Raw genomic sequence first — 19,869 nt, 5'->3', positions numbered from 1 at the left:
GATTGTATATTTGCGCCGGCAAGTCCTACACGACCAGCTCCTGCAAAATCCTCCAGGATGGGAACATAGCAAAGGTATGCGGTTGTAGCGGTGCGATGTAGGTCGCTTGCCATTTTTTTCTTAATCTTCCTTTACGGAGGATTTTTTTTTGATTTTTTTCTAGGAGCCGGGAACCTGCTATCATTCCAATCTTTTTTGTTTTTGGCAGCAAAAACAAAAAAGGATTTTCCCTTCTATCAGGGCTAGGGTTTTACGTAAACTATTATCTTTACACTCCAAATCATAAATCTCAAAATTAGAAACCATGAAATCCATCTTAACCGCATTTTTATTCGTTACATCAATCGCGTTGGCACAAACAGACGTAAAAGCAGAATACAAAACCTTTCACGACACCTTCGAAGCTTACCGCACCAATCCAGAAGTCGCTTCAGAAAACAGCACGATCAAACCCGCACCTTGCGGACAATACAACCTTAAATTTATGGTCACCGGTCAAGGCGAGAAAGAAATCATTTCGGTACCGCCAGCGCGCAAATTGTGTTTTGATATGAATCGTTTCGACAAAAGCAAAGCACCAGCCGGTTGGGAATACGAAATCAAACCGGTCGGCGATAAGTATTATACGATTCGTGCTACCAAAAAAGGAGCGGAAGCTTCACAAGAAATCTATTACTACGAACGAAAAAAATAGTCAGGTTTTAGCTAACCGGCAACTCGATATGAATCAAGTCGTCCTCATTACCGGCGGTTCTTCCGGCATCGGCAAAGCCATAGGCGAATTCCTGCACCACAAAGGATTTGTCGTTTACGGCACGAGCCGAAATCCTGATAAAATCACCAACTCCATTTTCCCATTATTGGCTTTAGATGTCAGAAATACAGAAAGTATTGCGCATGCTGTGGCTGAAGTGATTCGCGTTTCAGGCAGGATTGATATCGTCATCAACAATGCCGGCGTGGGCATTACCGGGCCGCTTGAGGAAATCCCGACTTCAGAAATCAAAGCGAATTTTGAGACTAATTTTTTCGGCCCGATTGAAGTTATGAAAGCTGTATTGCCACAAATGCGCAAACAGCGTTCAGGACTGATCATCAACATCACCTCGATTGCGGGTTATATGGGTTTGCCTTATCGGAGTGTTTATTCGGCTTCGAAAGGCGCGTTGAGTATAATCACTGAAGCTTTGCGTATGGAAGTCAAGTCATTTGGTATACAAATCACTGATGTGGCTCCGGGCGATTTTGCCACTAATATTGCCTCAGGAAGATATCATGCTCCGGTGGTTGCGGGTTCTGCTTATGAAATTCCATATCAGAATACCTTAAACATGATGGACGAACATGTTGACAGCGGCAGCAATCCCGAAGAAATGGCGCAGGCGATTTGTGCGATCATACAAAATCCAAAACCGAATGTGCATTATAAAGTTGGGCTGTTTATGCAGAAATTCTCGATAGTGCTCAAGCGAACCTTACCGGATAAGGTTTATGAGAAATTGCTGATGAATCATTATAAATTATAAGGTTCTGAGGGGCTTAGGTTGTAAGGTGCTGAGGAAAAAATTCTGGGTCACTTGAAAAATAAGTTGTAATTTTACGCCCGCGTTCGCGTTAAGGATGGGAGCAAAGTGCCGTGCACTGCGGACAGCCTGACCCGTAGGGGAACGCCCAAATAACCAAATTACCGAATCAACAAATTTACATTATATGAAATTTTTTATTGATACCGCCAACCTAAACGAAATCAAAGAAGCGCAATCGCTCGGAATCTTAGACGGCGTAACGACCAATCCATCGTTGATGGCCAAAGAAGGAATCACCGGAAAGAACAGCATCCTGAAACATTATGTAGACATCTGCAACATCGTAGATGGCGACGTAAGCGCCGAAGTGATTGCTACAGATTTCGACGGTATGATACGTGAAGGCGAGGAATTGGCCGAATTGCACGAGCAGATTGTTGTGAAATTGCCGATGACCAAAGAAGGCGTGAAAGCGTGTAAATATTTTTCTGATAAAGGCATCCGTACGAACGTGACTTTGGTGTTCTCTGCCGGGCAGGCTTTGTTGGCTGCGAAAGCGGGAGCGACTTATGTTTCGCCGTTCATCGGACGTTTGGATGATATTTCAACCGACGGTTTGGCGTTGATCGAGGAAATCCGATTGATCTACGACAACTACGGTTTTGAAACGGAAATCCTTGCGGCTTCAGTACGTCACACGATGCACATTGTGAATTGTGCGAAATTAGGTGCTGATGTCATGACCGGACCACTTTCTGCGATTTTAGGATTGTTGAAACACCCTTTGACCGATAACGGATTGGCGCAGTTTTTAGCGGATTACGCAAAAGGAAACCAGTAGATTATTAGGCACGCTGCGCTTAGGACACGGCTGCGCCTTAAGACATAAAATAAATAAAAAAGGCTCTCGATTTGGGAGCCTTTTTCTTTTTATATTTTTGCATTCAGTTCAAAAGTCCTAAGCGAAGCGTTTCCTAAGGCGCAGCCGTGTCTTAAGCGCAGCGTGTCTAAATCAAAGTTCTTTCTCAAAATTCACATCAAACAAATTCGTAAACGCATTTTTGATTTTTCCGTTGCTGTCGAGTACGATCGTGCGGTGCACTTTCATAATGGCCCAATTGGCTTTGAGATCTTCGAAGTTGGTGCAGCGCAGTTCGATGATGCCTTCGGAGTTTAGTTTTGACAATTGCGTTTTCCATTTGCCTTGGTCTTTGTCAAGGTTGATGCCGATGAATTGGTAATCCGGATATTTTGCCTGAAGCGTCATCACTTTCTTGTGCGCGGCCATCATGTGCGACGAAAGATTGTCCGTCCAGAGAAAAATTACAGTTTTCTTTTTAGTAAAATCGTCGGAAGAAATGAGCTTGTCATGGCGGTCTACGAGTTCCATTTTGGGCAATTCATTTCCGATTTTCAACAATTGGATGGCGTTTCCGATTTTGAGAATTTCGTTTTTTTTGCTGCGATCGGTTGAATATTTATGATAGGTTTCCAAAAATATCTGGTTGTTGACCATGTTCTGGTCTTCGAGCAAATAAGTGAAGGCGATGTTGTTGAGAATCGTATTCTTGACCGTTTTATTTTTAATTAAAGTATCGGCAATATTGAGTTTGTTGATGTTCGTCCTCAGCGCCATATCCACCGGCGTGTAATGGTTGTGGTAATGTATTGCCGCGACATTGTTGAGCATGTGCGACAGATAAGTTACAAAAGGTGCGTAGTTCGAAAGTCTTACATCGTTGTAATTAATGTCTTTTCTATAGTCGTAATAATTTTTCGGAAGTTTTTCAAGCACATCTTCGCCCGTGCGCATTTGGTGCGCCATCGGATAGATTTCCTTTTTCGAATAGTGGTGGAAATTTAAAGCTGCTTGCGCATAAGTATCAAAATCCTCACTCCATTTGATCGCTTCTTTTTTGGTCGCGTAGAATTTCTTTTTTGAGGCATACGACGAATCGATATTTTTGGTGAATGCCGCGACATCATAATCGAACACGTCGAAAATTTTGCTGCGGTCGTCTTCATTCTTCATGTACATTTCCATCAGAAAGTTGTTTTTCTGGTCGCCGCGTCCGCAGAAGATGATTGAATTATCGAAATCTCGGGCGTTGATGCGCACCATAATACTGTCGTTCTTGTCGAAATAAACCGATTGGAATTCCGGCTCATTCTTAAACGTATACAAACCCGGAGCCAGCGAATCGAACTTGATGAAGAAGCGGTTGTTCGCGTCAATCTTCACGCTGTCAATGACTTCAGCGTCTTTGCAAAATAATACGTACGGATTGGTTGGATTGGTGACTTCGCCGCCAAAATAAGCTGTATAATTGTCGCTTTTGAATTCTTTGTTGCACGAACACAAAAGGGCAACAATCGAGGAGGTGAACAGTAAAAGCGTATTTCGTTTGGTGCTATACATTCTTATCAAGCTAGTCTACAAAAATATCCAGTTGGGTTGATTATTTCTGTTAACGCATCGTTAAATAAACTTTGCTCATATTTATTGGGTTTGAGGCCTAAAAATATCACTTATTTTCATACTTTTGCGAACAATTTTTATAAATCTGAATTCATGTTAGCAGTTAATAATTTATCCGTACAGTTTGGCAAAAGAATCTTGTTCGATGAGGTGAATACCGTATTCACACACGGCAATATTTACGGTGTCATCGGAGCCAACGGTGCCGGAAAATCGACGTTTTTGAAAATCATCGCGGGCGATATCGATCCGACTTCAGGGCACATTCATCTGGAACCAGGAAAGCGTATGTCGGTACTGAACCAAAACCACAACATGTTCGACGAGCATACCGTTTTGGAAACCGTATTGATGGGAAACAAAGTACTGTTCGCTGTCAAAACCGAAATGGACGCCTTATACCTCGATTACAACGATGCGAATGCCGACCGAATTGGAGAATTGCAAGTGCAGTTTGAAGAAATGAATGGCTGGAACGCCGATTCAGAAGCCGCTGCGATGTTATCGAATTTAGGAATTACCGAAGACAACCATTACACTTTAATGGGCGATTTGGATGGAAAACTCAAAGTACGTGTGCTTTTGGCGCAGGCTTTGTTCGGAAATCCGGATGTTTTAATCATGGATGAGCCAACGAATGATCTTGACTTTGAAACCATCGCTTGGTTAGAAAATTTCCTTGCAAATTATGAAAACACCGTCATCGTCGTATCGCACGACCGTCACTTTTTGGACGCGGTCTGTACGCATATTTCAGACATCGACTTCGGGAAAATCAACCATTATTCAGGAAACTATACTTTCTGGTACGAATCGTCACAATTAGCGGCGAAACAGCGTGCACAACAGAATAAGAAAGCCGAGGAAAAGAAACAGGAATTGGAGGAATTCATCCGTCGTTTCAGCGCCAACGTAGCAAAATCAAAGCAAGCGACTTCACGTAAGAAAATGATCAGCAAGTTGAATATTTCTGAAATCAAACCTTCAAGCCGCCGTTATCCTGCGATTATTTTTGATCAGGAACGCGAAGCCGGCGATCAGATTTTGAATGTTCAGGGATTGAGCGCATCGGTGGAAGGCGAAACTTTATTCACCAACGTCGATCTCAACATGGCCAAAGGCGATAAGATTGTTTTGTTCTCAAAAGATTCGCGTGCTACAACCGCTTTTTATGAAATCTTGAACGGCCACCAAAAGCCGGATTCAGGAAAATTTGATTGGGGCGTTACAACAAACCAAGCGTATTTGCCGGTGGACAATCATTCGTTTTTTGAGAATGATTACACTTTGGTAGATTGGTTGCGTCAATGGGCGAAAACTGAGGAAGAACGCGAAGAAGTCAACATCCGCGGGTTTTTAGGGAAAATGATTTTCTCAGGTGAAGAAGCGCTTAAAACCAGCCGCGTATTGTCCGGAGGCGAAAAAGTGCGTTGCATGTTATCGCGCATGATGATGGAACGCGCGAACGTGTTGATGCTCGACGAACCGACGAATCACTTAGACCTTGAATCGATTACGGCGTTCAACAATTCGTTGAAGAATTTTAAAGGCTCCGTAATTTTCACCACGCATGACCACGAATTCGCACAAACTGTCGGCAATAGAGTAGTGGAGCTCACGCCAAAAGGCGCCATCGACCGTTATATGACTTTTGATGATTATCTTGATGATGATAAAGTTCAGGAATTGAGAGCAAAAATGTATTCCTAAGAGATTCTATGACTTTAAGATTGTAAAATAATGAGAAGCTCTCGAATGCGGGAGCTTTTTTTATACACAAAAAAAGGACAATGCATCAAAACGATGTATTGTCCTTTCAAAACAAACATAAATCGAAATTTATCTTTACTGTTTCAGAGTAACAAGCATTCATCAAGTCTCAATTAAGGAATGCCCGCAGCTTAATCCGTGTCAAAATCTTGGTCTAAACCAAAGTTGTTGAAATCGTCCTTGAGTTCATCATCGTCGTCATTTCCATCGGTTTCTTCGGTACCTTCAGTATTGTGATTATAGCCATTGGTAATGTTGGATTTTTTTTCAAATCCATAACTTACGGCATCTTCATCTTCCTGAGGGTTTTCGTGAAAAGTATCGTCATCCATATGATTTGGATTTTGAACGGCTGCTTGGCGCGATTCACTGGCTATTGCGTATGAGAAATTGTGATTTTGGTCACTGAAATCCTCGTTATTGATATTGATCATGTGTTGTGGTTTTAATGATTTATTCGATAGCAACGTAAAATTATGGTATTCATCAGTAGCGTCCGTTACAGAATTTTTAAGATCGGTTACAGAATTTACAGTTTGTCATTGCCTTGAAACCGGACACAGCTATGGCTTGTAATCCTACAATTTTTTGCATCAATTCTGTAAGCTGTTCGCTGTTAATTGCAGCAACTTTGTTATGAAGATTTATAGCAAGTTTTACACTTGATCTAAAGATTCACAAGAAACTGATATTGCCTTGTCGACCATTAAAATCAACGCTGCCGAGCACTAATATCGACAGGAAGGTATCAGTAAAAAATCCAATGCTAGTATTGATTTACCAAGCATTGGATTATTTTTTTTACATGCACTTCAGGGAGTAAAACAGCCGTTTTATTTTTTAGTCACTTTCGAGGCTACGAAAACAATCAGAACGATAACCGCTACCACCAGAAAAATCCCGACGCCCATTCCGGCATTGAAAATTCCTTTAACGACGGAACAACTGGTCAGTGAAAAAGCTATGAGGACAAGTAATAAAAGGGATGATTTGTTTTGCATGATTTCCGGATTTTAAGGTTCGCATGGATCTGTTTTAAAAAGATAAATGTCTGCCAAAAAACAAGAAAACATTTGTAAGATGTGCGCAAGATATTACAAAATTCACATCGTAAAATGCTGAACTTAGGTTAAAGGTAAGTAAATCGTAAACGTGGCGCCTTGACCTTCAGGGCTTTCCGCGGTAATGAATCCCTGGTGGTTTTCGACAATTTTTTTGACAATCGCCAAGCCAATTCCAGTTCCAGGATATTCCTTGCTCGTGTGAAGGCGCTGAAACAATTCGAAGATTCTTTTTTGGTATTGCGCGTCAAAGCCGATGCCGTTGTCCGCAATCGTGATTTTAGAAAAATCTCTGCCGGAAGGATTCACAAAAGGCACTTCATGGGCTGAAACGACATGACTTTCAATCGTTATTTCCGGAGCCGTTTCTGCATTTGAAAATTTAATGGCATTCGAAATCAGGTTGGTCAGCAATTGTCGGAACTGCGAGGCGATGGCTTTGATTTCCGTATCGCCAACTAAAGTAATGACAGCGTGACTTGCCGCGATTTCTTCCTCAAGATCATTTTTGACTTCGGCTACGATTTGATTCAATTGAATGTTTTCCAAGGTAAATTCTTCTGTTTTTACTCTCGAATAAGCTAGTAAATCCATGATAAGCGTTTGCATCCGGTTGGCCGATTCGTGGGTTCGGTTGAGGTAATTTTTGCCGTTTTCCGACAGGTTGCTGCTTTCCACTTCGAGAATCCGCGAAATCATCATCTGGATTTTCCGCAAAGGTTCCTGCAAATCATGGCTCGAAATGTAAGTAAAAGCCTCAAGTTCTTTATTGACTTTAGAAAGCGATTCGATATTTTCCTCAAGCGATTGGTTGGCGTCGAGCAGTTGTTTCTTTTTGGTTTCGAGGTTGGCTTTGAGTTCGTTAGAAATGTTCAATTCCTGATGAATAACATAATAAGCAACCGCTACGACGATCAGCGAACAAATGGTTAAAAATATCGTGAATATTGGTGTGAAAGATGTTTCCTTAACCAACGATTTGGTGCGCAGCCGCAGCAGAAAACTTTCTTCATTTCTCATCTTGGTAATCTGCTGGTTGATTTCAGCCATAATGCCACGCGCCTCGAGCCAACGCGTTGTCGGAATCGTCATGTTCGGAGCATCATCGATGACGCCTTTCATGTGCGCAATTCTTTTATCGATTAGTTTTTCTAATAATGCCAGATTGCGTTGCTGCGAATAATTGTCTTTCGTGAAAGCTTTTAAACGGATGATTTTGGAACGGATGTCTTTTAGGCTCTTGTCAAATTGTTTGAGGTAGGTGGAATCTTTCGTCAGTACGAAACCACGTTGGTCTGCATCGGCATCTTTCACTCTGGAGAACACACTTTCGAGTTCGAGTTTGACCACGTTGGTATGGTTCAGACGGTCTGAAGAATTTATAAGTGCATCGATTCTGTAATAGGAGAATACAGAGAGGGAAAGCAAAAGGATAATTGCGGCAATAAAAATTATTTTTATTCGAAATTGTTTCGGCCTTTCCATGGTTTTTTTATGCAACTTTTATGACGAATGATTCTCGAACCGGGCGCTGGCTTAATCTTTCAAAATCAAAAGACAGCACGAGTTCGATGGTTTTTTTCAAAAGCAAATAGGATTGTGGTTTGCAGATATAATAGTTGGCGCCATGCAGATAAGTCTTGTCTACAATATCTTTATTGGAGGAAGTCGAGAAGATGATGATCGGAATTCCGGCCAATTTTGGCGTACTTCTAATTTCCTGAAGGCATTCGACGCCATTTTTCTTGGGCATATTGATATCGAGAAAAATCACTTCGGGTGGCGGCGGAACGGTTTCTTCAAGGACTTCCATCAAAGCCATTCCATCATTGACAATGGTAAGCCTGGCCTCACTTTCGTTGTAGATTTCCTGAAGCGCTTCCGAAAAAAGCATACAATCATCGGCATCATCATCGCTTAAAAAAATGTTCTTGGCGGTATTCTTTTGGTGGGGCATAAAGTAGGTTTAGTGATTAATCCTACGAATTTAGTCAATATATGGTTACGCCACCGGATTGTCTTCACCTTTAACATTAGTGATTCCTCTGGAATTTATTTTTTAAATAAATGCGCTCACTGCGTCTTTTTCTGTATTTTTACGCTCCAAACAACCACTTCATCATGAGTCAGAAAGTATTGCTCACGGCAAAAGAAGTCGATATCATCTTGCATCGTTTGGCCTGTCAGTTGATTGAGAAACACCTCGATTTTTCAAAGACCATTTTGATAGGAATACAGCCGCGTGGCACTTTTCTCGCAAAACGCCTCAAAGCATTGCTCGAAGCTGAATATCAAATTAAAGACATTGCGCTGGGTTATCTCGACATCACTTTTTTTCGGGATGATTTCCGCCGCACCGACAAACCCATCGAAGCCAATAAAACTGAAATCGATTTTGTGGTCGAGGATAAGCAGGTCATCTTTATTGATGATGTGTTGTATACCGGCCGCAGCATCCGTTCCGCACTCACCGCCATTCAGTCCTTCGGACGGCCTTCCTCCATCGAATTGCTGGTGCTCATTGACAGACGTTTCAGCCGTCATTTGCCCATACAGCCGGATTATCGCGGCAGACAGGTGGATGCCATCAACAACGAAAAAGTAAAAGTATGCTGGCAGGAGCAAGACGGAGAAGATGCGGTTTATTTAGTGCCCACAACCAATAACTTAAAAGCATGAGCGAATTAAGTGTCAACCATTTATTAGGAATCAAATACCTTCAGCCTGAAGATATACAGCTCATTTTTGAGACGGCGGATCATTTTAAGGAAGTCATCAACCGCCCGATTAAGAAAGTGCCTTCGCTGCGCGACATTACCATAGCGAACATCTTTTTTGAAAACAGCACACGCACCAAATTATCGTTCGAGCTTGCCCAGAAACGATTGTCGGCTGATGTGATCAGTTTTTCGGCAGCGCAATCGTCGGTCAAAAAAGGCGAAACTTTAATTGATACAGTTAATAATATTCTGGCGATGAAAGTAGATATGGTGGTCATGCGGCATGCCAATCCTGGTGCGGCTTATTTCCTTTCGCAAAATGTAAAAGCCAGCATCATCAATGCTGGCGACGGCGCGCACGAGCATCCGACGCAAGGTTTGCTCGACAGTTATTCGATACGCGAGAAACTTGGCGATGTAGCCGGAAAAAAAGTGGTGATTGTTGGGGATATTTTACATTCGCGGGTGGCGCTTTCTAATATTTATGCTTTGCAAATGCAAGGTGCGCAAGTGAAAGTTTGCGGACCAAAAACCTTAATCCCGAAATACATCGAATCGCTTGGCGTGACGGTCGAATCTGATTTGAGAAAAGCGCTCCAATGGTGCGATGTGGCCAACATGCTGCGCGTGCAGAACGAACGTATGGAAGTCAATTATTTCCCATCGACTAGAGAATATACGCAACAGTACGGCGTGGATAAGGCTTTGCTCGATTCGTTGGATAAAGAGATTGTGATTATGCATCCGGGCCCGATCAACCGTGGCGTCGAAATTACGAGCGATGTGGCCGATTCCAAGCAATCAGTGATTCTGAACCAAGTCGAAAATGGAGTCGCCATCCGTATGGCGGTGATTTATTTGCTCGCTTCGAAAATTCAGTAAATATTCCGTTTTTGGCTTTAATTCCCGAGCAAAAAACCGTAAATTAGCGTACCTAATATTCGAGCCATGAAAGTAGACCAAAAAGGAAATACCGTAACCATCAAAGATACGCAGGGAGATATCGTAGCTTTTTTAATGAAAGTCACGCACGAGTACAAAACCTTCGAAAAGCACAACATCATCATTGACCTCGGTGCACACCATGACCTTACGGTGAAAGGCATCAACAGTTTTTTGCCGTTGTCGAAAACGCATACCAAGAACAAAAAATCATTTGTGATTGTTGCGACAGGCATTGATTTTAATGCTGCTTCCGATAAACTCGCTCTGGTTCCGACACTTTTGGAAGCGCATGATATCATCAGCATGGAAGAGATTGAAAGGGATTTGGGATTTTAGCTAATTAATAATTAATAGTGAATAATTAATAATGAAAAGTTCTGAACGAGACGAGCCCTAGCCCTGATAGAAGGGAAAATCCTTTTTTGTTTTTTCTTTAAAAACAAAAAAGATTGGAATAATAGCAGGTTCCCGGCTCCTAATTATTACTATTAATTATTCCTTATTCATTAAAATGAAGCTCACCATACTCGGCTGTTATGCCGCCACGCCCAGGACGATTACCAACCCGACTTCGCAGGTGCTCGAAATAAGAAATCGCATGTTCCTGATTGATTGCGGCGAGGGAACTCAGGTGCAGCTGCGCAGACATAAAATCAAGTTTTCGAAGATCAACCATATTTTTATTTCACATTTGCATGGCGACCATTGTTATGGATTGATTGGTCTGGTTTCGACTTTTATGCTGCTGAACCGGACAAATGATCTGCATATTTACGGCCCGAAAGGCATCAAGGAAATCGTGACTTTGCAGTTGCGTTTGTCGCATTCGTGGACGAGTTATGGTTTGTATTTCCACGAATTGGAATCGGATGAAAGCGAAGTGGTTTATGAAGATGAAAAGGTTTTGGTGCGCACGATTCCTTTGAAGCATCGCATTTATACGAACGGGTTTTTGTTTGAGGAAAAAACAGGAGACCGCAAACTCAACGTCGATGCTGTGCAAGAATATGAGATTGAAACTTGTTATTATCAGAACATCAAGAACGGCAAAGACATTACTTTAGAAGACGGCCGCGTGATAGAAAACCACCTTTTGACTTTCGATCCGCTGCCGCCAAAACGTTATGCGTTTTGTTCGGATACGGTTTATAATGAAGCCATAATTCCACATATTGCTGAAGTGGATGTTTTGTATCACGAATCGACTTTTTTGGAATCTGAAAATGCTTTGGCGGAAAAAACGATGCACAGTACGGCTAAGGAAGCCGCTTTGATTGCTTTAAAAGCCAATGTCGGGCAGTTGGTTTTGGGACATTATTCGACGCGGTATGAAAGCATTCAGAAATTTAAAGAAGAAGCCGAAACCGTATTCCCCAATATATTGTTAGCCGATGACGGCACAGATTTCGAATTTTAGGATATTCTTCACTCAGCAAACGAGCAAACTCAGTACCTTAGCAACTCAGAACCTCAGTACCTAAAAACTATGAATGATTTAAGCAATTACAGAAAATCGTATGAAAAAAGCGAACTTCTGGAAACTAATATTCCTGAAGATCCGATCAATTTATTCCACCGTTGGTTTCATGAAGTGACCGAATTTGGCGGTGTTGATGAAGTCAATGCAATGACGGTCGCTACGATAGGTTTGGATGGTTTTCCGAAATCGCGTGTGGTTTTGCTGAAGAAGTATGATGAGAACGGTTTTATTTTCTACACCAACTATAATTCTGAAAAAGGGAAAGCAATCCTTCAGAACCCTCATGTTTGTTTGTCTTTTTTCTGGCATTCGATGGAGCGACAGGTGATCATTAAAGGCATTGCTGAAAAAACGGCTGAAAATATTTCAGACAATTATTTCGCCTCGCGTCCTGATGGAAGTAAGCTCGGCGCGATTGTTTCCAATCAGTCGGAAGTGATTCCCGATCGTACTTTTCTCGAAAACCAATTGCACGCTTTGGAAAAGGAAACCCAAGGCAAAGAGATTCTCAGACCTAAGAATTGGGGCGGTTTTCTGATTCGACCAGTTGAAATGGAGTTTTGGCAGGGAAGACCCAATCGTCTGCATGACAGGATTCGTTATGCTTTGCAGGATGATTTCAATTGGAGCATCGATAGGTTGGCGCCTTAACCAGGAATACATACAGATATGAAATGAGACCGCTTGATGCGGTCTTTTTTTATGGAGAAAATTTACTAACCGTTGAAAGCATTATGAAAATCAATCATTTGTTTTTCTTATTGTTTATTTGTAAGAATTTTAGTTTATTAAAACTTAATTTTATGTATTTTATCGATTTTATTTGGCACTTAAACGAGTTTTGTAGTAACATTGGCTCAAGAAACAACGTTCATACCAAACAAGAGAAGCTTGCCCCACATACTTCTTGAGTTTAAAAAAATATTAAAGTGTTTGCCCCACAATCTACTTTAAACTTAAACCTACAACTATGAAAACAACTTTACTTAGAGCAGTAGTGCCTATGGCATTTTTGTTCACTTTGATATCTTGTTCTTCCAGCGACTCTGCTGAAGAAACTTCTGCTGCAAAACCACAATTGATTCAAAACTACGAATACAATTCTGACGAATTGCAACTTGCTGATCTTATCAACGAACATAGAGTAAGCTTAGGTTTGAATCCACTACAACTCATCAACCACGTTTCATACAAATCTGAAGAGCACAACGAATATATGATTGCTCGTAAAGTGGTCAACCATGATTTGTTTCCTGAAAGATCTGAAAACATCATAGAGGTTTTAGGCGCAGTTAAAGTAAACGAAAACGTCGCTTACAATTTTGTATCTTCAAATTCAGCGCTTAATGCCTGGTTAAACAGCCCCGGGCACAAATCAAATATAGAAGGCAACTTCACTCATTTCGGAATATCCATTCGCCAAGACGAAACAACAGGAAAAAAATACTACACGAATATCTTCGTTAAAAAATAAATTAAAATTGAGTTTAATTTAATTATGTTTTGTTTTGACACTAAAAACCACTCGCAAGAGTGGTTTTTTCTTTTGTACATATTTAGATTTTCGTTGGTTTAGGTTTCATCAATAAATTCTTAACTTCTAAATGATGCTTTCTTCTGATTCAATTTTGAGTTTGAATCCAACACTTTTACTATGCGTTTTTCTTTTGTAGAAATTTGCCCTGACGTAATACAATTTTCTTTTCTTTCATATATTTAATTTTGTAAGATAAATATATTATAAAATATTAAATATATGTAATTCATCGATTTTATTTTGCACTTAAACGATATTTGTAGTATTATTGAATCAAGAAACAACGTTCATACAAAAACAACAGAAATCTGCCCCACATATTTCTTGAGTTTAAAAAATATTAAAGTGTTTGCCCCACATCTACTTTAAGCTTAAAACCTACTACTATGAAAACGATTTTACTCAGAGCAATCGTGCCTGTGGCATTTTTGTTCACTTTGATTTCCTGTTCATCAAGCGAGACTGAAGAAGTAACTGCTGCAAGACCACAATTGGTTCAGAACTACGAGTACAATTCCGATGAATTGCAACTGGCAGATCTTATCAATGAGCACCGAGTAAGTTTGGGTTTGAATCCGCTGGAATTGATCAATCATGTGTCTTACAAATCTGAAGAGCACAACGAATATATGATTGCCAGAAAAGTGGTAAACCACGATTTGTTTCCGGAGCGATCTGAAAACATCATAGAAGTTTTGGGAGCCGTGAAAGTGAATGAAAATGTGGCTTACAATTTTGTATCATCCAACTCTGCTTTAAACGCCTGGTTGAACAGCCCGGGACACAAAGCCAATATCGAAGGCAGTTTTACACATTTTGGAATCTCGATCCGAATCGATGAAACTACCGGCAAAAAATATTATACCAACATTTTCATAAAAAAATAGTGTTTTAGTTTTAAATTAATTTTTTTCAAGATAACCACTCTCATGAGTGGTTTTTCTGTTTTATACGATAACTTTACGGTTTGCAAAATGTTATTCATGAATCAATCTCAATAAAAAGTGAACCCTAAGAAATTCAAATATCTTTTTTGCTTTTTGATGTTGATGTATGGCTCATTTTCGTTTGCGCAGGTCAATCAAAAGAAACAAGACACTGCCAAGGTTTATCGGGCCATTGAAAATTATTCCAAAAAAAGAAGGTTCACGAATTATATCCATCGTTTGATCTTTGAACCGATTACGGAAAAGAAAAAGATTTCTGCTCCGGTAAAGAAAATAAAAAAACAGAATTACGCAAAATTTGAAGGAAAGATCATCCGAAACATCAAGATTACCACACTCGATCCGTTCAGCTATTCCGTAACCGACACCACTAAAAAGCCCACCAAAAAAATGGCTAAAATTGGAAACGCGGTGCATCCCAAAACCAAAAATTTCGCCATCTATAACATCCTGTTGTTCAAGAAAAACCAGCCTTTAGATTCCTTGCTGATGAAAGATTCTGAACGTCTGATCAGAAAACAACGTTTTGTAAGGAGTGTTAATATTACGACGGAATTGGTATCCAAAAAATCTGATTCTGTAGATGTATACATTCGCGTGCTAGATTCCTGGAGTTTGGTTCCCGATCTTAAGCTTTCGGGTACTAAATCTACTTTTTACCTCAAAGAGCGCAATATTTTCGGAACCGGCCACGAGTTTGCCACTTCATATACCAAAGAGCTTAACAGCAATAATAACGGTTTCGGGACAAGCTATAGAATTCCGAATATCAAAAATACTTTTATCACCACCACACTTCGTTATGATATCGATATTGATGGCAACTATATCAAATCCTTTGATGTGGAACGTCCTTTTTTTTCCGCTTACGCGAGATGGGCTGGCGGAGTGAATTTCACCCAACAGTTTCAACGCACACTGCCAGCGGATTCGCCAATCCTTGACACTACGACCAACTCGAAATACAACGCTTATGATTTCTGGGGTGGTCATTCGATTCAGATTTTTAAAGGAAATACGGAAACCAACCGCTCGACCAATTTCATCACTTCAGCCCGATTCTACAACCAGGAATTTATTAGCAAACCCATTATTGGTGTAGATTCTCTAGGGGTCTATTCGAATGAAAAATTATACTTGCTGAGTATGGGTGTCGCTTCGAGAAAATACAAGCAGGATAAGTATGTGTTTAATTTTGATGTTGTCGAAGACATTGCTTCAGGCTTCGTCTATTCCGTTACGGGAGGTTTTCGCAACAAGAACAGCCTGAACAGGTTCTATTTTGGCGCCAAAGTGGCATTGGGTGGTTATTTTGATTTCGGGTATTTAAGTACAGATTTGCAATACGGCACCTTTTTTAATCACAACATTACAGAACAAAGTGCTTATAATTTCAGCGTCATTTATTTCACCAATCTAATCGATGCAGGCCGTTGGAAATTTCGTCAGTTTGTCAAGCCGCAAGCCATCATAGGAACCAAACGAATCGATTCGAATACGGATAAACTGACACTCAACGGCGATACAGGAATTCCGGGTTTTGGCAGCAATACCCTTTACGGCACCAAGAAATTACTGATGACTTTTCAGACGCAGGCTTATTCGCCATGGCATGTAGTCGGATTCAGACTAAACCCTTTTTTGAGTTACACCATGGGAATGCTCGGACAACCCGACACCGGATTCAGAAACAGTAAACTGTATTCGGAACTCGCCGTTGGCATTATTATCAGCAATGATTATTGGGTGTTCAGTAATTTCCAATTTTCGTTCTCCTATTTCCCGATATTGCCCGAAGACTTATCGTCAGTATATAAAACCAATTCCCTGAAAACGTATGATTTTGGGTTGCAGGAATTCGAAATCGCTAAACCTGTTCTGGTAAGTTATCAATAATGATTTATTCGCTCAGAAACAAATAACCATAAAGTGGTTCGGGATAATCGGCGTCATTCAATTCGAGGCTGTAAAAGTAAGTGCCATGGGTAGTTTCATCAGTATTGATAATAAAACCTTGATCGGCTTCGCCATTCCATTCCGGAGTATCATTATTGCCGGTCCACACCAATTTTCCCCAACGGTTGTAGACGTTGAGTTTATAATTCAGGAACACATCCCTCAGGCCTTTAATTTTGAAGATATCATTCACACCATCATCATTATGGGAAATATAATTGTAAACGATGGGCTGGCATTTTTTGGTTTTCAGCAGAAATGAAGTGGTGTTGTAACAATTCCCATTATCAACCTTTACAAAAACAGACATCGGTGTCGATGGTGCGATATAATGGGAAAGGTCCGTAATTTCGTTCGTTCCATTTTCCATATCGCCTGCAGTAGGGAAGAAGCTGACCACATCGTTTGGGTTTTGTTTGATAAGTGTTTCATAAGCCGAAAAATCAAAGGTACCAATGCTATAACCTTCATTACAGGAAACCAGTTCGTTTAGCGCAATGAGTGCCTCTGACGTATAAAGCGAGTTGTTTTGTGAAAACATATTGTTGTTTTCGCGGAGTTCCACAACGGTTCCGTGTTGCGTGCCATCATCGTCAACGATCAACCGCACCTCAAACGGACTTACAATAGTTGGCGGAAGCGACAAAAAAACACTGCCACTTTCGCTACCATCAATCTCAATTTGGTTTTGGGTTTGGGTGCTTAGCACATAAGTTCCATTGATATAAATGGCAATCGGCACATGAGCTTCAAGCGCATTGGTCGCCTCAAAATTGGTCACGGTATAATGCACGGTAATCGCTTTCGAATTGCATTGCGTTTCTATCCTGTCAATCGCTATAATCGCATCGGGCAACTGCGAATTGAGTTTGGTGACCACCGCATTGATCATCACAAAATCCCGACGCGATTCCAATCGGATATTGACAAGCGTATCTCCAATTTGGATGTAGTTTTCCAGATCGTAAACATCCAAGTCCATGTTGTGAAGGTCTGATGTATTGGTAAAACTATTTGTTCCGTTAAAAGCATTGCTGGCAGGATTCAACGGCGGATTGCTGATGAGATTGTCATTGATGTAAAGCGATTCGCCAATGGCAATATTCTGATCGCCTTCCCAAGCTAAGAAACCGATTTTCGAATGCTGGTTGTCGATGACATTCAGGCTATTTAAATTGAATGAAATTTCATCCGGAACCGCTTCCAATCCGTCATAGACATTGATTTGATTCAACGGCAAATTGTTATTCTTATAAACGATTACGATGGCCCAACCGCCAAAGTTGGTTCGGTTCTCATAAAAATAGGAAATCCATTCCGTAAGATCTAAATCAGATAAAGTATAAGTGCCATTTCCTGTGGTTTGTATTTGCTGCGTGACATCAGCGAAGCAGCTGAAATAGTCAAAAGGCAAGTCATCGCTAAACCGTTGATGATGAAAAAAACGCGTGGGAATGATGGTTTGTCCATTCAATTTAACATCGTAATCGCCCGGCCCACAACCTGCCCAATACAAGTAAGCATTCTCAATCTGATCGTTCGGATTTAAAGCCAGTAATGCTGAAGAAGTCTTATTGATTTGAGCAAAAGGCATAAAAGAATTCTCCTGCGGATTGAGCCCGTTGCCGATGAAAGTGAAATCGTATCTTCCGTTATACTGCTGGTATAAAGTGATTTCCTGTCCATAAAATGAAAAAGAAAACAGACTTATAACGAAAGTGATATGAAGTAGTTTTAAACGCACAAAAGTTTAAATTTTAGGCAGTTAAAAGTATTAAAAAAACGGGAATAAAGTTGTTAAAATGCATTTTGAACCGCAGTTCGCAAACATCTATCATTCATTTCATTTTTAATAGTAGCTTTGTGCCATCACTTTATTACTGATCATAATTGAATTTTTACAAGACCATATTGCGTACTCCTTTGTTCAAAGCGACTTCTTTGAACAGTATCAGTGTGATGCTTAAAATCTTCTCCGGACTGATCACTTCGAAAATTCTGGCGATTTTTATAGGCCCGAGCGGTATGGCATTGGCCGGGAATTTTAAAAATTTCATGACTTCCATTGAGAGCATTGCCACACTCGGATTTCAGAATGGAATCGTTAAATATATAGTAGAGAAAAGGGATCAGGAGGCTGAATTCAAGAAAATCATGTCTACGGTTTTTATCAGCCTGCTTTCGGTTTCGTTGTTGCTAAGCCTGGTTTTGTTTGCCTTTTCATCGTATTGGACCCGCACGGTTTTAGACGATACGACGCAATATGCTATGGTATTTAAAATTCTTGCTTTGGTGTTGCCTTGGTACGCCACGACTGCTTTTCTGATTGTGGTGCTTAACGGATTGGGGAAATATCGCTCGGTGATCTACGTCAATATTGTCGGGAATATACTCGGTTTGTTGTTTGCCGTTGCCGCGGTTTATTATTTTAAAACCTTCGGTGCGTTGCTTTCGATTATCATTCCGCCTTCATTGCTGTTTTTTGTGGTATTTTACTATCTCAATAAGGATATCCGTTTTTTTGATACCATTTCCCGACATTCCTTTGATGTTCAGGTTTTAAAGAATTTATCTTCCTATTCATTGATGGCGTTGGTTTCTTCCGTTTTTGGATCGTGGGTTTTTTTGGCGATCCGAAAGAATATCATCACGGGTTTAGGGGTTGAGCAGGCCGGATATTGGGAAGCCATGACTAGGATTTCAAATTATTACCTTTTGTTCATTTCAACCATGTTGACGGTTTATTTTTTTCCTAAACTCGCTTTCTCGACTTCAAAGAAAGCGACCAAAAACGTATTCTGGAGTTATTATAATGGCGTTTTGCCCTTGTTCGTCGTAGGATTGACGGTGCTGTTTTTTCTTCGCTTTTTTCTGATCCGGTTGTTTTTTACCAAAGCTTTTTTTCCTGTTGCTGATTTGTTCTTCTGGCAACTTTTGGGCGATGTATTCAAAGCAGCGTCTTTAATTTTAGGCTATCAGTTCTTTGCCAAAAAACTTACCCTTGCTTTCATCACCACTGAGATTTTTTCGTTGACCTTGATGTATACTTTCTGTCATTTTTTTATGACCGCTTTCGGTATTCAGGGTATCGTTATGGCACATGCGCTCACCTATTTTATTTATTGGATTGTTTTGGTCATCTATTTCAGGAAAAGTTTGTTCGGATAAATGATTGACTTCAGGGCAAAAAAAAGGAGGCCATTACAGCACTCCCTTTTTCAACCAATTCAAAATCTATAAAGCGGTAATAATAAACTCACTTCTTCTGTTGGCCTGATGCTCTTCTTCAGAACATTTCACGCCATCGGCACAGCGGTTCACGAGCATGCTTTCGCCGTAACCTTTACCGACCAATCTGTCGGCTTCTACACCGTTTTTAACCAGCCAAGCCATCGTAGATTTGGCTCTTCTGTCAGACAGTTTTTCGTTGTATTTGAAAGTTTGACGG

General features: G+C 40.6%; 21 protein-coding genes and 1 other RNA gene. 14 read left to right on the top strand and 8 right to left on the bottom strand.

Annotation, left to right across the window (positions count from 1 at the left end):
* The first annotated feature begins 16 nt into the window (after positions 1 to 16).
* From ffs to fsa, 4 genes are all read left to right on the top strand, one after another.
* Positions 17 to 115: signal recognition particle sRNA small type (gene ffs / locus Q0058_RS00110), an RNA gene on the top strand.
* 189 nt (positions 116 to 304) lie between these two features.
* Positions 305 to 694, top strand: coding sequence for a hypothetical protein (locus tag Q0058_RS00105; RefSeq protein ID WP_298220441.1), 390 nt, complete (start codon positions 305 to 307; stop codon positions 692 to 694).
* 28 nt (positions 695 to 722) lie between these two features.
* The gene (locus Q0058_RS00100) at positions 723 to 1,526 is read left to right on the top strand and encodes an SDR family oxidoreductase (protein ID WP_298220439.1); all 804 of its coding nucleotides are present in this window, start codon (positions 723 to 725) and stop codon (positions 1,524 to 1,526) included.
* A 184-nt stretch (positions 1,527 to 1,710) separates the two neighbouring features.
* Positions 1,711 to 2,367, top strand: a complete 657-nt coding sequence (gene fsa, locus Q0058_RS00095) for a fructose-6-phosphate aldolase (RefSeq protein WP_298220437.1) — start codon at positions 1,711 to 1,713, stop codon at positions 2,365 to 2,367.
* Between the two features lie 171 nt (positions 2,368 to 2,538).
* Here the strand turns inward: fsa and Q0058_RS00090 are convergent, their stop codons facing one another.
* Entirely contained in the window at positions 2,539 to 3,945 is a 1,407-nt protein-coding gene (locus Q0058_RS00090; protein ID WP_298220435.1) for a thioredoxin-like domain-containing protein, read from the bottom strand.
* A gap of 153 nt (positions 3,946 to 4,098) precedes the next feature.
* Here Q0058_RS00090 and Q0058_RS00085 point away from each other — a divergent pair, with 153 nt between their 5' ends.
* Complete coding sequence (locus Q0058_RS00085) at positions 4,099 to 5,715, top strand: ATP-binding cassette domain-containing protein (protein ID WP_298220432.1); 1,617 nt, start codon at positions 4,099 to 4,101, stop codon at positions 5,713 to 5,715.
* Positions 5,716 to 5,906: 191 nt separating this feature from the next.
* Here Q0058_RS00085 and Q0058_RS00080 read toward each other — a convergent pair whose 3' ends face one another.
* The 4 genes from Q0058_RS00080 to Q0058_RS00065 all read right to left on the bottom strand — a co-directional run bounded on the left by Q0058_RS00080 (position 5,907) and on the right by Q0058_RS00065 (position 8,793).
* A complete protein-coding gene (locus tag Q0058_RS00080; RefSeq protein WP_298220430.1) occupies positions 5,907 to 6,209 on the bottom strand; it encodes a hypothetical protein in 303 nt (100 codons plus the stop codon).
* 399 nt (positions 6,210 to 6,608) lie between these two features.
* Positions 6,609 to 6,776 (bottom strand): hypothetical protein, encoded by a 168-nt coding sequence (locus tag Q0058_RS00075; RefSeq protein WP_298220428.1) that lies wholly within the window; start codon positions 6,774 to 6,776, stop codon positions 6,609 to 6,611.
* Between the two features lie 123 nt (positions 6,777 to 6,899).
* Positions 6,900 to 8,321 carry a sensor histidine kinase gene (locus Q0058_RS00070; RefSeq protein WP_298220427.1) on the bottom strand — a complete coding sequence of 474 codons (1,422 nt, stop codon included), beginning with the start codon at positions 8,319 to 8,321 and terminating at the stop codon, positions 6,900 to 6,902.
* A gap of 7 nt (positions 8,322 to 8,328) precedes the next feature.
* Positions 8,329 to 8,793 carry a response regulator gene (locus Q0058_RS00065; RefSeq protein WP_298220425.1) on the bottom strand — a complete coding sequence of 155 codons (465 nt, stop codon included), beginning with the start codon at positions 8,791 to 8,793 and terminating at the stop codon, positions 8,329 to 8,331.
* A 164-nt stretch (positions 8,794 to 8,957) separates the two neighbouring features.
* On the opposite strand from Q0058_RS00065, the gene pyrR reads away from it, so the two are divergent.
* The 8 genes from pyrR to Q0058_RS00025 all read left to right on the top strand — a co-directional run bounded on the left by pyrR (position 8,958) and on the right by Q0058_RS00025 (position 16,361).
* Entirely contained in the window at positions 8,958 to 9,515 is a 558-nt protein-coding gene (gene pyrR, locus Q0058_RS00060; RefSeq protein WP_298220423.1) for a bifunctional pyr operon transcriptional regulator/uracil phosphoribosyltransferase PyrR, read from the top strand.
* Complete coding sequence (locus Q0058_RS00055; protein ID WP_298220421.1) at positions 9,512 to 10,438, top strand: aspartate carbamoyltransferase catalytic subunit; 927 nt, start codon at positions 9,512 to 9,514, stop codon at positions 10,436 to 10,438. The genes pyrR and Q0058_RS00055 overlap by 4 nt, the downstream gene beginning before the upstream one ends.
* 66 nt (positions 10,439 to 10,504) lie before the next feature.
* Complete coding sequence (locus Q0058_RS00050; RefSeq protein ID WP_298220419.1) at positions 10,505 to 10,837, top strand: ribonuclease Z; 333 nt, start codon at positions 10,505 to 10,507, stop codon at positions 10,835 to 10,837.
* A gap of 175 nt (positions 10,838 to 11,012) precedes the next feature.
* Positions 11,013 to 11,918 (top strand): ribonuclease Z, encoded by a 906-nt coding sequence (locus Q0058_RS00045; protein ID WP_298220418.1) that lies wholly within the window; start codon positions 11,013 to 11,015, stop codon positions 11,916 to 11,918.
* Positions 11,919 to 11,987: 69 nt separating this feature from the next.
* Positions 11,988 to 12,632 (top strand): pyridoxamine 5'-phosphate oxidase, encoded by a 645-nt coding sequence (pdxH, locus tag Q0058_RS00040; protein WP_298220416.1) that lies wholly within the window; start codon positions 11,988 to 11,990, stop codon positions 12,630 to 12,632.
* Positions 12,633 to 12,951: 319 nt separating this feature from the next.
* Positions 12,952 to 13,455, top strand: a complete 504-nt coding sequence (locus tag Q0058_RS00035) for a CAP domain-containing protein (RefSeq protein WP_298220414.1) — start codon at positions 12,952 to 12,954, stop codon at positions 13,453 to 13,455.
* 449 nt (positions 13,456 to 13,904) lie between these two features.
* Complete coding sequence (locus Q0058_RS00030) at positions 13,905 to 14,405, top strand: CAP domain-containing protein (protein WP_298220413.1); 501 nt, start codon at positions 13,905 to 13,907, stop codon at positions 14,403 to 14,405.
* A gap of 117 nt (positions 14,406 to 14,522) precedes the next feature.
* Entirely contained in the window at positions 14,523 to 16,361 is a 1,839-nt protein-coding gene (locus Q0058_RS00025) for a hypothetical protein (RefSeq protein WP_298220411.1), read from the top strand.
* Between the two features lie 4 nt (positions 16,362 to 16,365).
* Here the strand turns inward: Q0058_RS00025 and Q0058_RS00020 are convergent, their stop codons facing one another.
* Both Q0058_RS00020 and Q0058_RS00015 read right to left on the bottom strand, forming a co-directional pair.
* Positions 16,366 to 18,165, bottom strand: coding sequence for a gliding motility-associated C-terminal domain-containing protein (locus tag Q0058_RS00020; protein ID WP_298220409.1), 1,800 nt, complete (start codon positions 18,163 to 18,165; stop codon positions 16,366 to 16,368).
* 154 nt (positions 18,166 to 18,319) lie between these two features.
* Positions 18,320 to 18,478: a hypothetical protein gene (locus Q0058_RS00015; RefSeq protein ID WP_298220445.1), complete on the bottom strand. Its 159-nt coding sequence runs from the start codon at positions 18,476 to 18,478 to the stop codon at positions 18,320 to 18,322.
* On the opposite strand from Q0058_RS00015, the gene Q0058_RS00010 reads away from it, so the two are divergent.
* A complete protein-coding gene (locus Q0058_RS00010; protein WP_298220443.1) occupies positions 18,402 to 19,589 on the top strand; it encodes an O-antigen translocase in 1,188 nt (395 codons plus the stop codon). The genes Q0058_RS00015 and Q0058_RS00010 overlap by 77 nt on opposite strands.
* A gap of 66 nt (positions 19,590 to 19,655) precedes the next feature.
* On the opposite strand, the gene Q0058_RS00005 is transcribed toward Q0058_RS00010, so the two are convergent.
* Positions 19,656 to 19,869 (bottom strand): OmpA family protein (locus Q0058_RS00005; protein ID WP_298220407.1); only part of this gene is annotated, 214 nt, incomplete at its 5' end.

The sequence above is a fragment of the Flavobacterium sp. genome (assembly GCF_027484705.1).
Lineage (GTDB): Bacteria > Bacteroidota > Bacteroidia > Flavobacteriales > Flavobacteriaceae > Flavobacterium.
This window is presented reverse-complemented; position numbering and strand designations above follow the sequence as displayed.

Coding starts and splice junctions, on each gene's coding strand:
- Q0058_RS00065 (WP_298220425.1), bottom strand. CDS start 8,793: ATGCCCCACCAAAAGAATACCGCCAAGAACATTTTTTTAAGCGATGAT.
- Q0058_RS00015 (WP_298220445.1), bottom strand. CDS start 18,478: ATGAAATTTTTAAAATTCCCGGCCAATGCCATACCGCTCGGGCCTATA.
- Q0058_RS00080 (WP_298220430.1), bottom strand. CDS start 6,209: ATGATCAATATCAATAACGAGGATTTCAGTGACCAAAATCACAATTTC.
- Q0058_RS00045 (WP_298220418.1), top strand. CDS start 11,013: ATGAAGCTCACCATACTCGGCTGTTATGCCGCCACGCCCAGGACGATT.
- fsa (WP_298220437.1), top strand. CDS start 1,711: ATGAAATTTTTTATTGATACCGCCAACCTAAACGAAATCAAAGAAGCG.
- Q0058_RS00030 (WP_298220413.1), top strand. CDS start 13,905: ATGAAAACGATTTTACTCAGAGCAATCGTGCCTGTGGCATTTTTGTTC.
- Q0058_RS00035 (WP_298220414.1), top strand. CDS start 12,952: ATGAAAACAACTTTACTTAGAGCAGTAGTGCCTATGGCATTTTTGTTC.
- pdxH (WP_298220416.1), top strand. CDS start 11,988: ATGAATGATTTAAGCAATTACAGAAAATCGTATGAAAAAAGCGAACTT.
- pyrR (WP_298220423.1), top strand. CDS start 8,958: ATGAGTCAGAAAGTATTGCTCACGGCAAAAGAAGTCGATATCATCTTG.
- Q0058_RS00055 (WP_298220421.1), top strand. CDS start 9,512: ATGAGCGAATTAAGTGTCAACCATTTATTAGGAATCAAATACCTTCAG.
- Q0058_RS00075 (WP_298220428.1), bottom strand. CDS start 6,776: ATGCAAAACAAATCATCCCTTTTATTACTTGTCCTCATAGCTTTTTCA.
- Q0058_RS00050 (WP_298220419.1), top strand. CDS start 10,505: ATGAAAGTAGACCAAAAAGGAAATACCGTAACCATCAAAGATACGCAG.
- Q0058_RS00070 (WP_298220427.1), bottom strand. CDS start 8,321: ATGGAAAGGCCGAAACAATTTCGAATAAAAATAATTTTTATTGCCGCA.
- Q0058_RS00085 (WP_298220432.1), top strand. CDS start 4,099: ATGTTAGCAGTTAATAATTTATCCGTACAGTTTGGCAAAAGAATCTTG.
- Q0058_RS00100 (WP_298220439.1), top strand. CDS start 723: ATGAATCAAGTCGTCCTCATTACCGGCGGTTCTTCCGGCATCGGCAAA.
- Q0058_RS00090 (WP_298220435.1), bottom strand. CDS start 3,945: ATGTATAGCACCAAACGAAATACGCTTTTACTGTTCACCTCCTCGATT.
- Q0058_RS00105 (WP_298220441.1), top strand. CDS start 305: ATGAAATCCATCTTAACCGCATTTTTATTCGTTACATCAATCGCGTTG.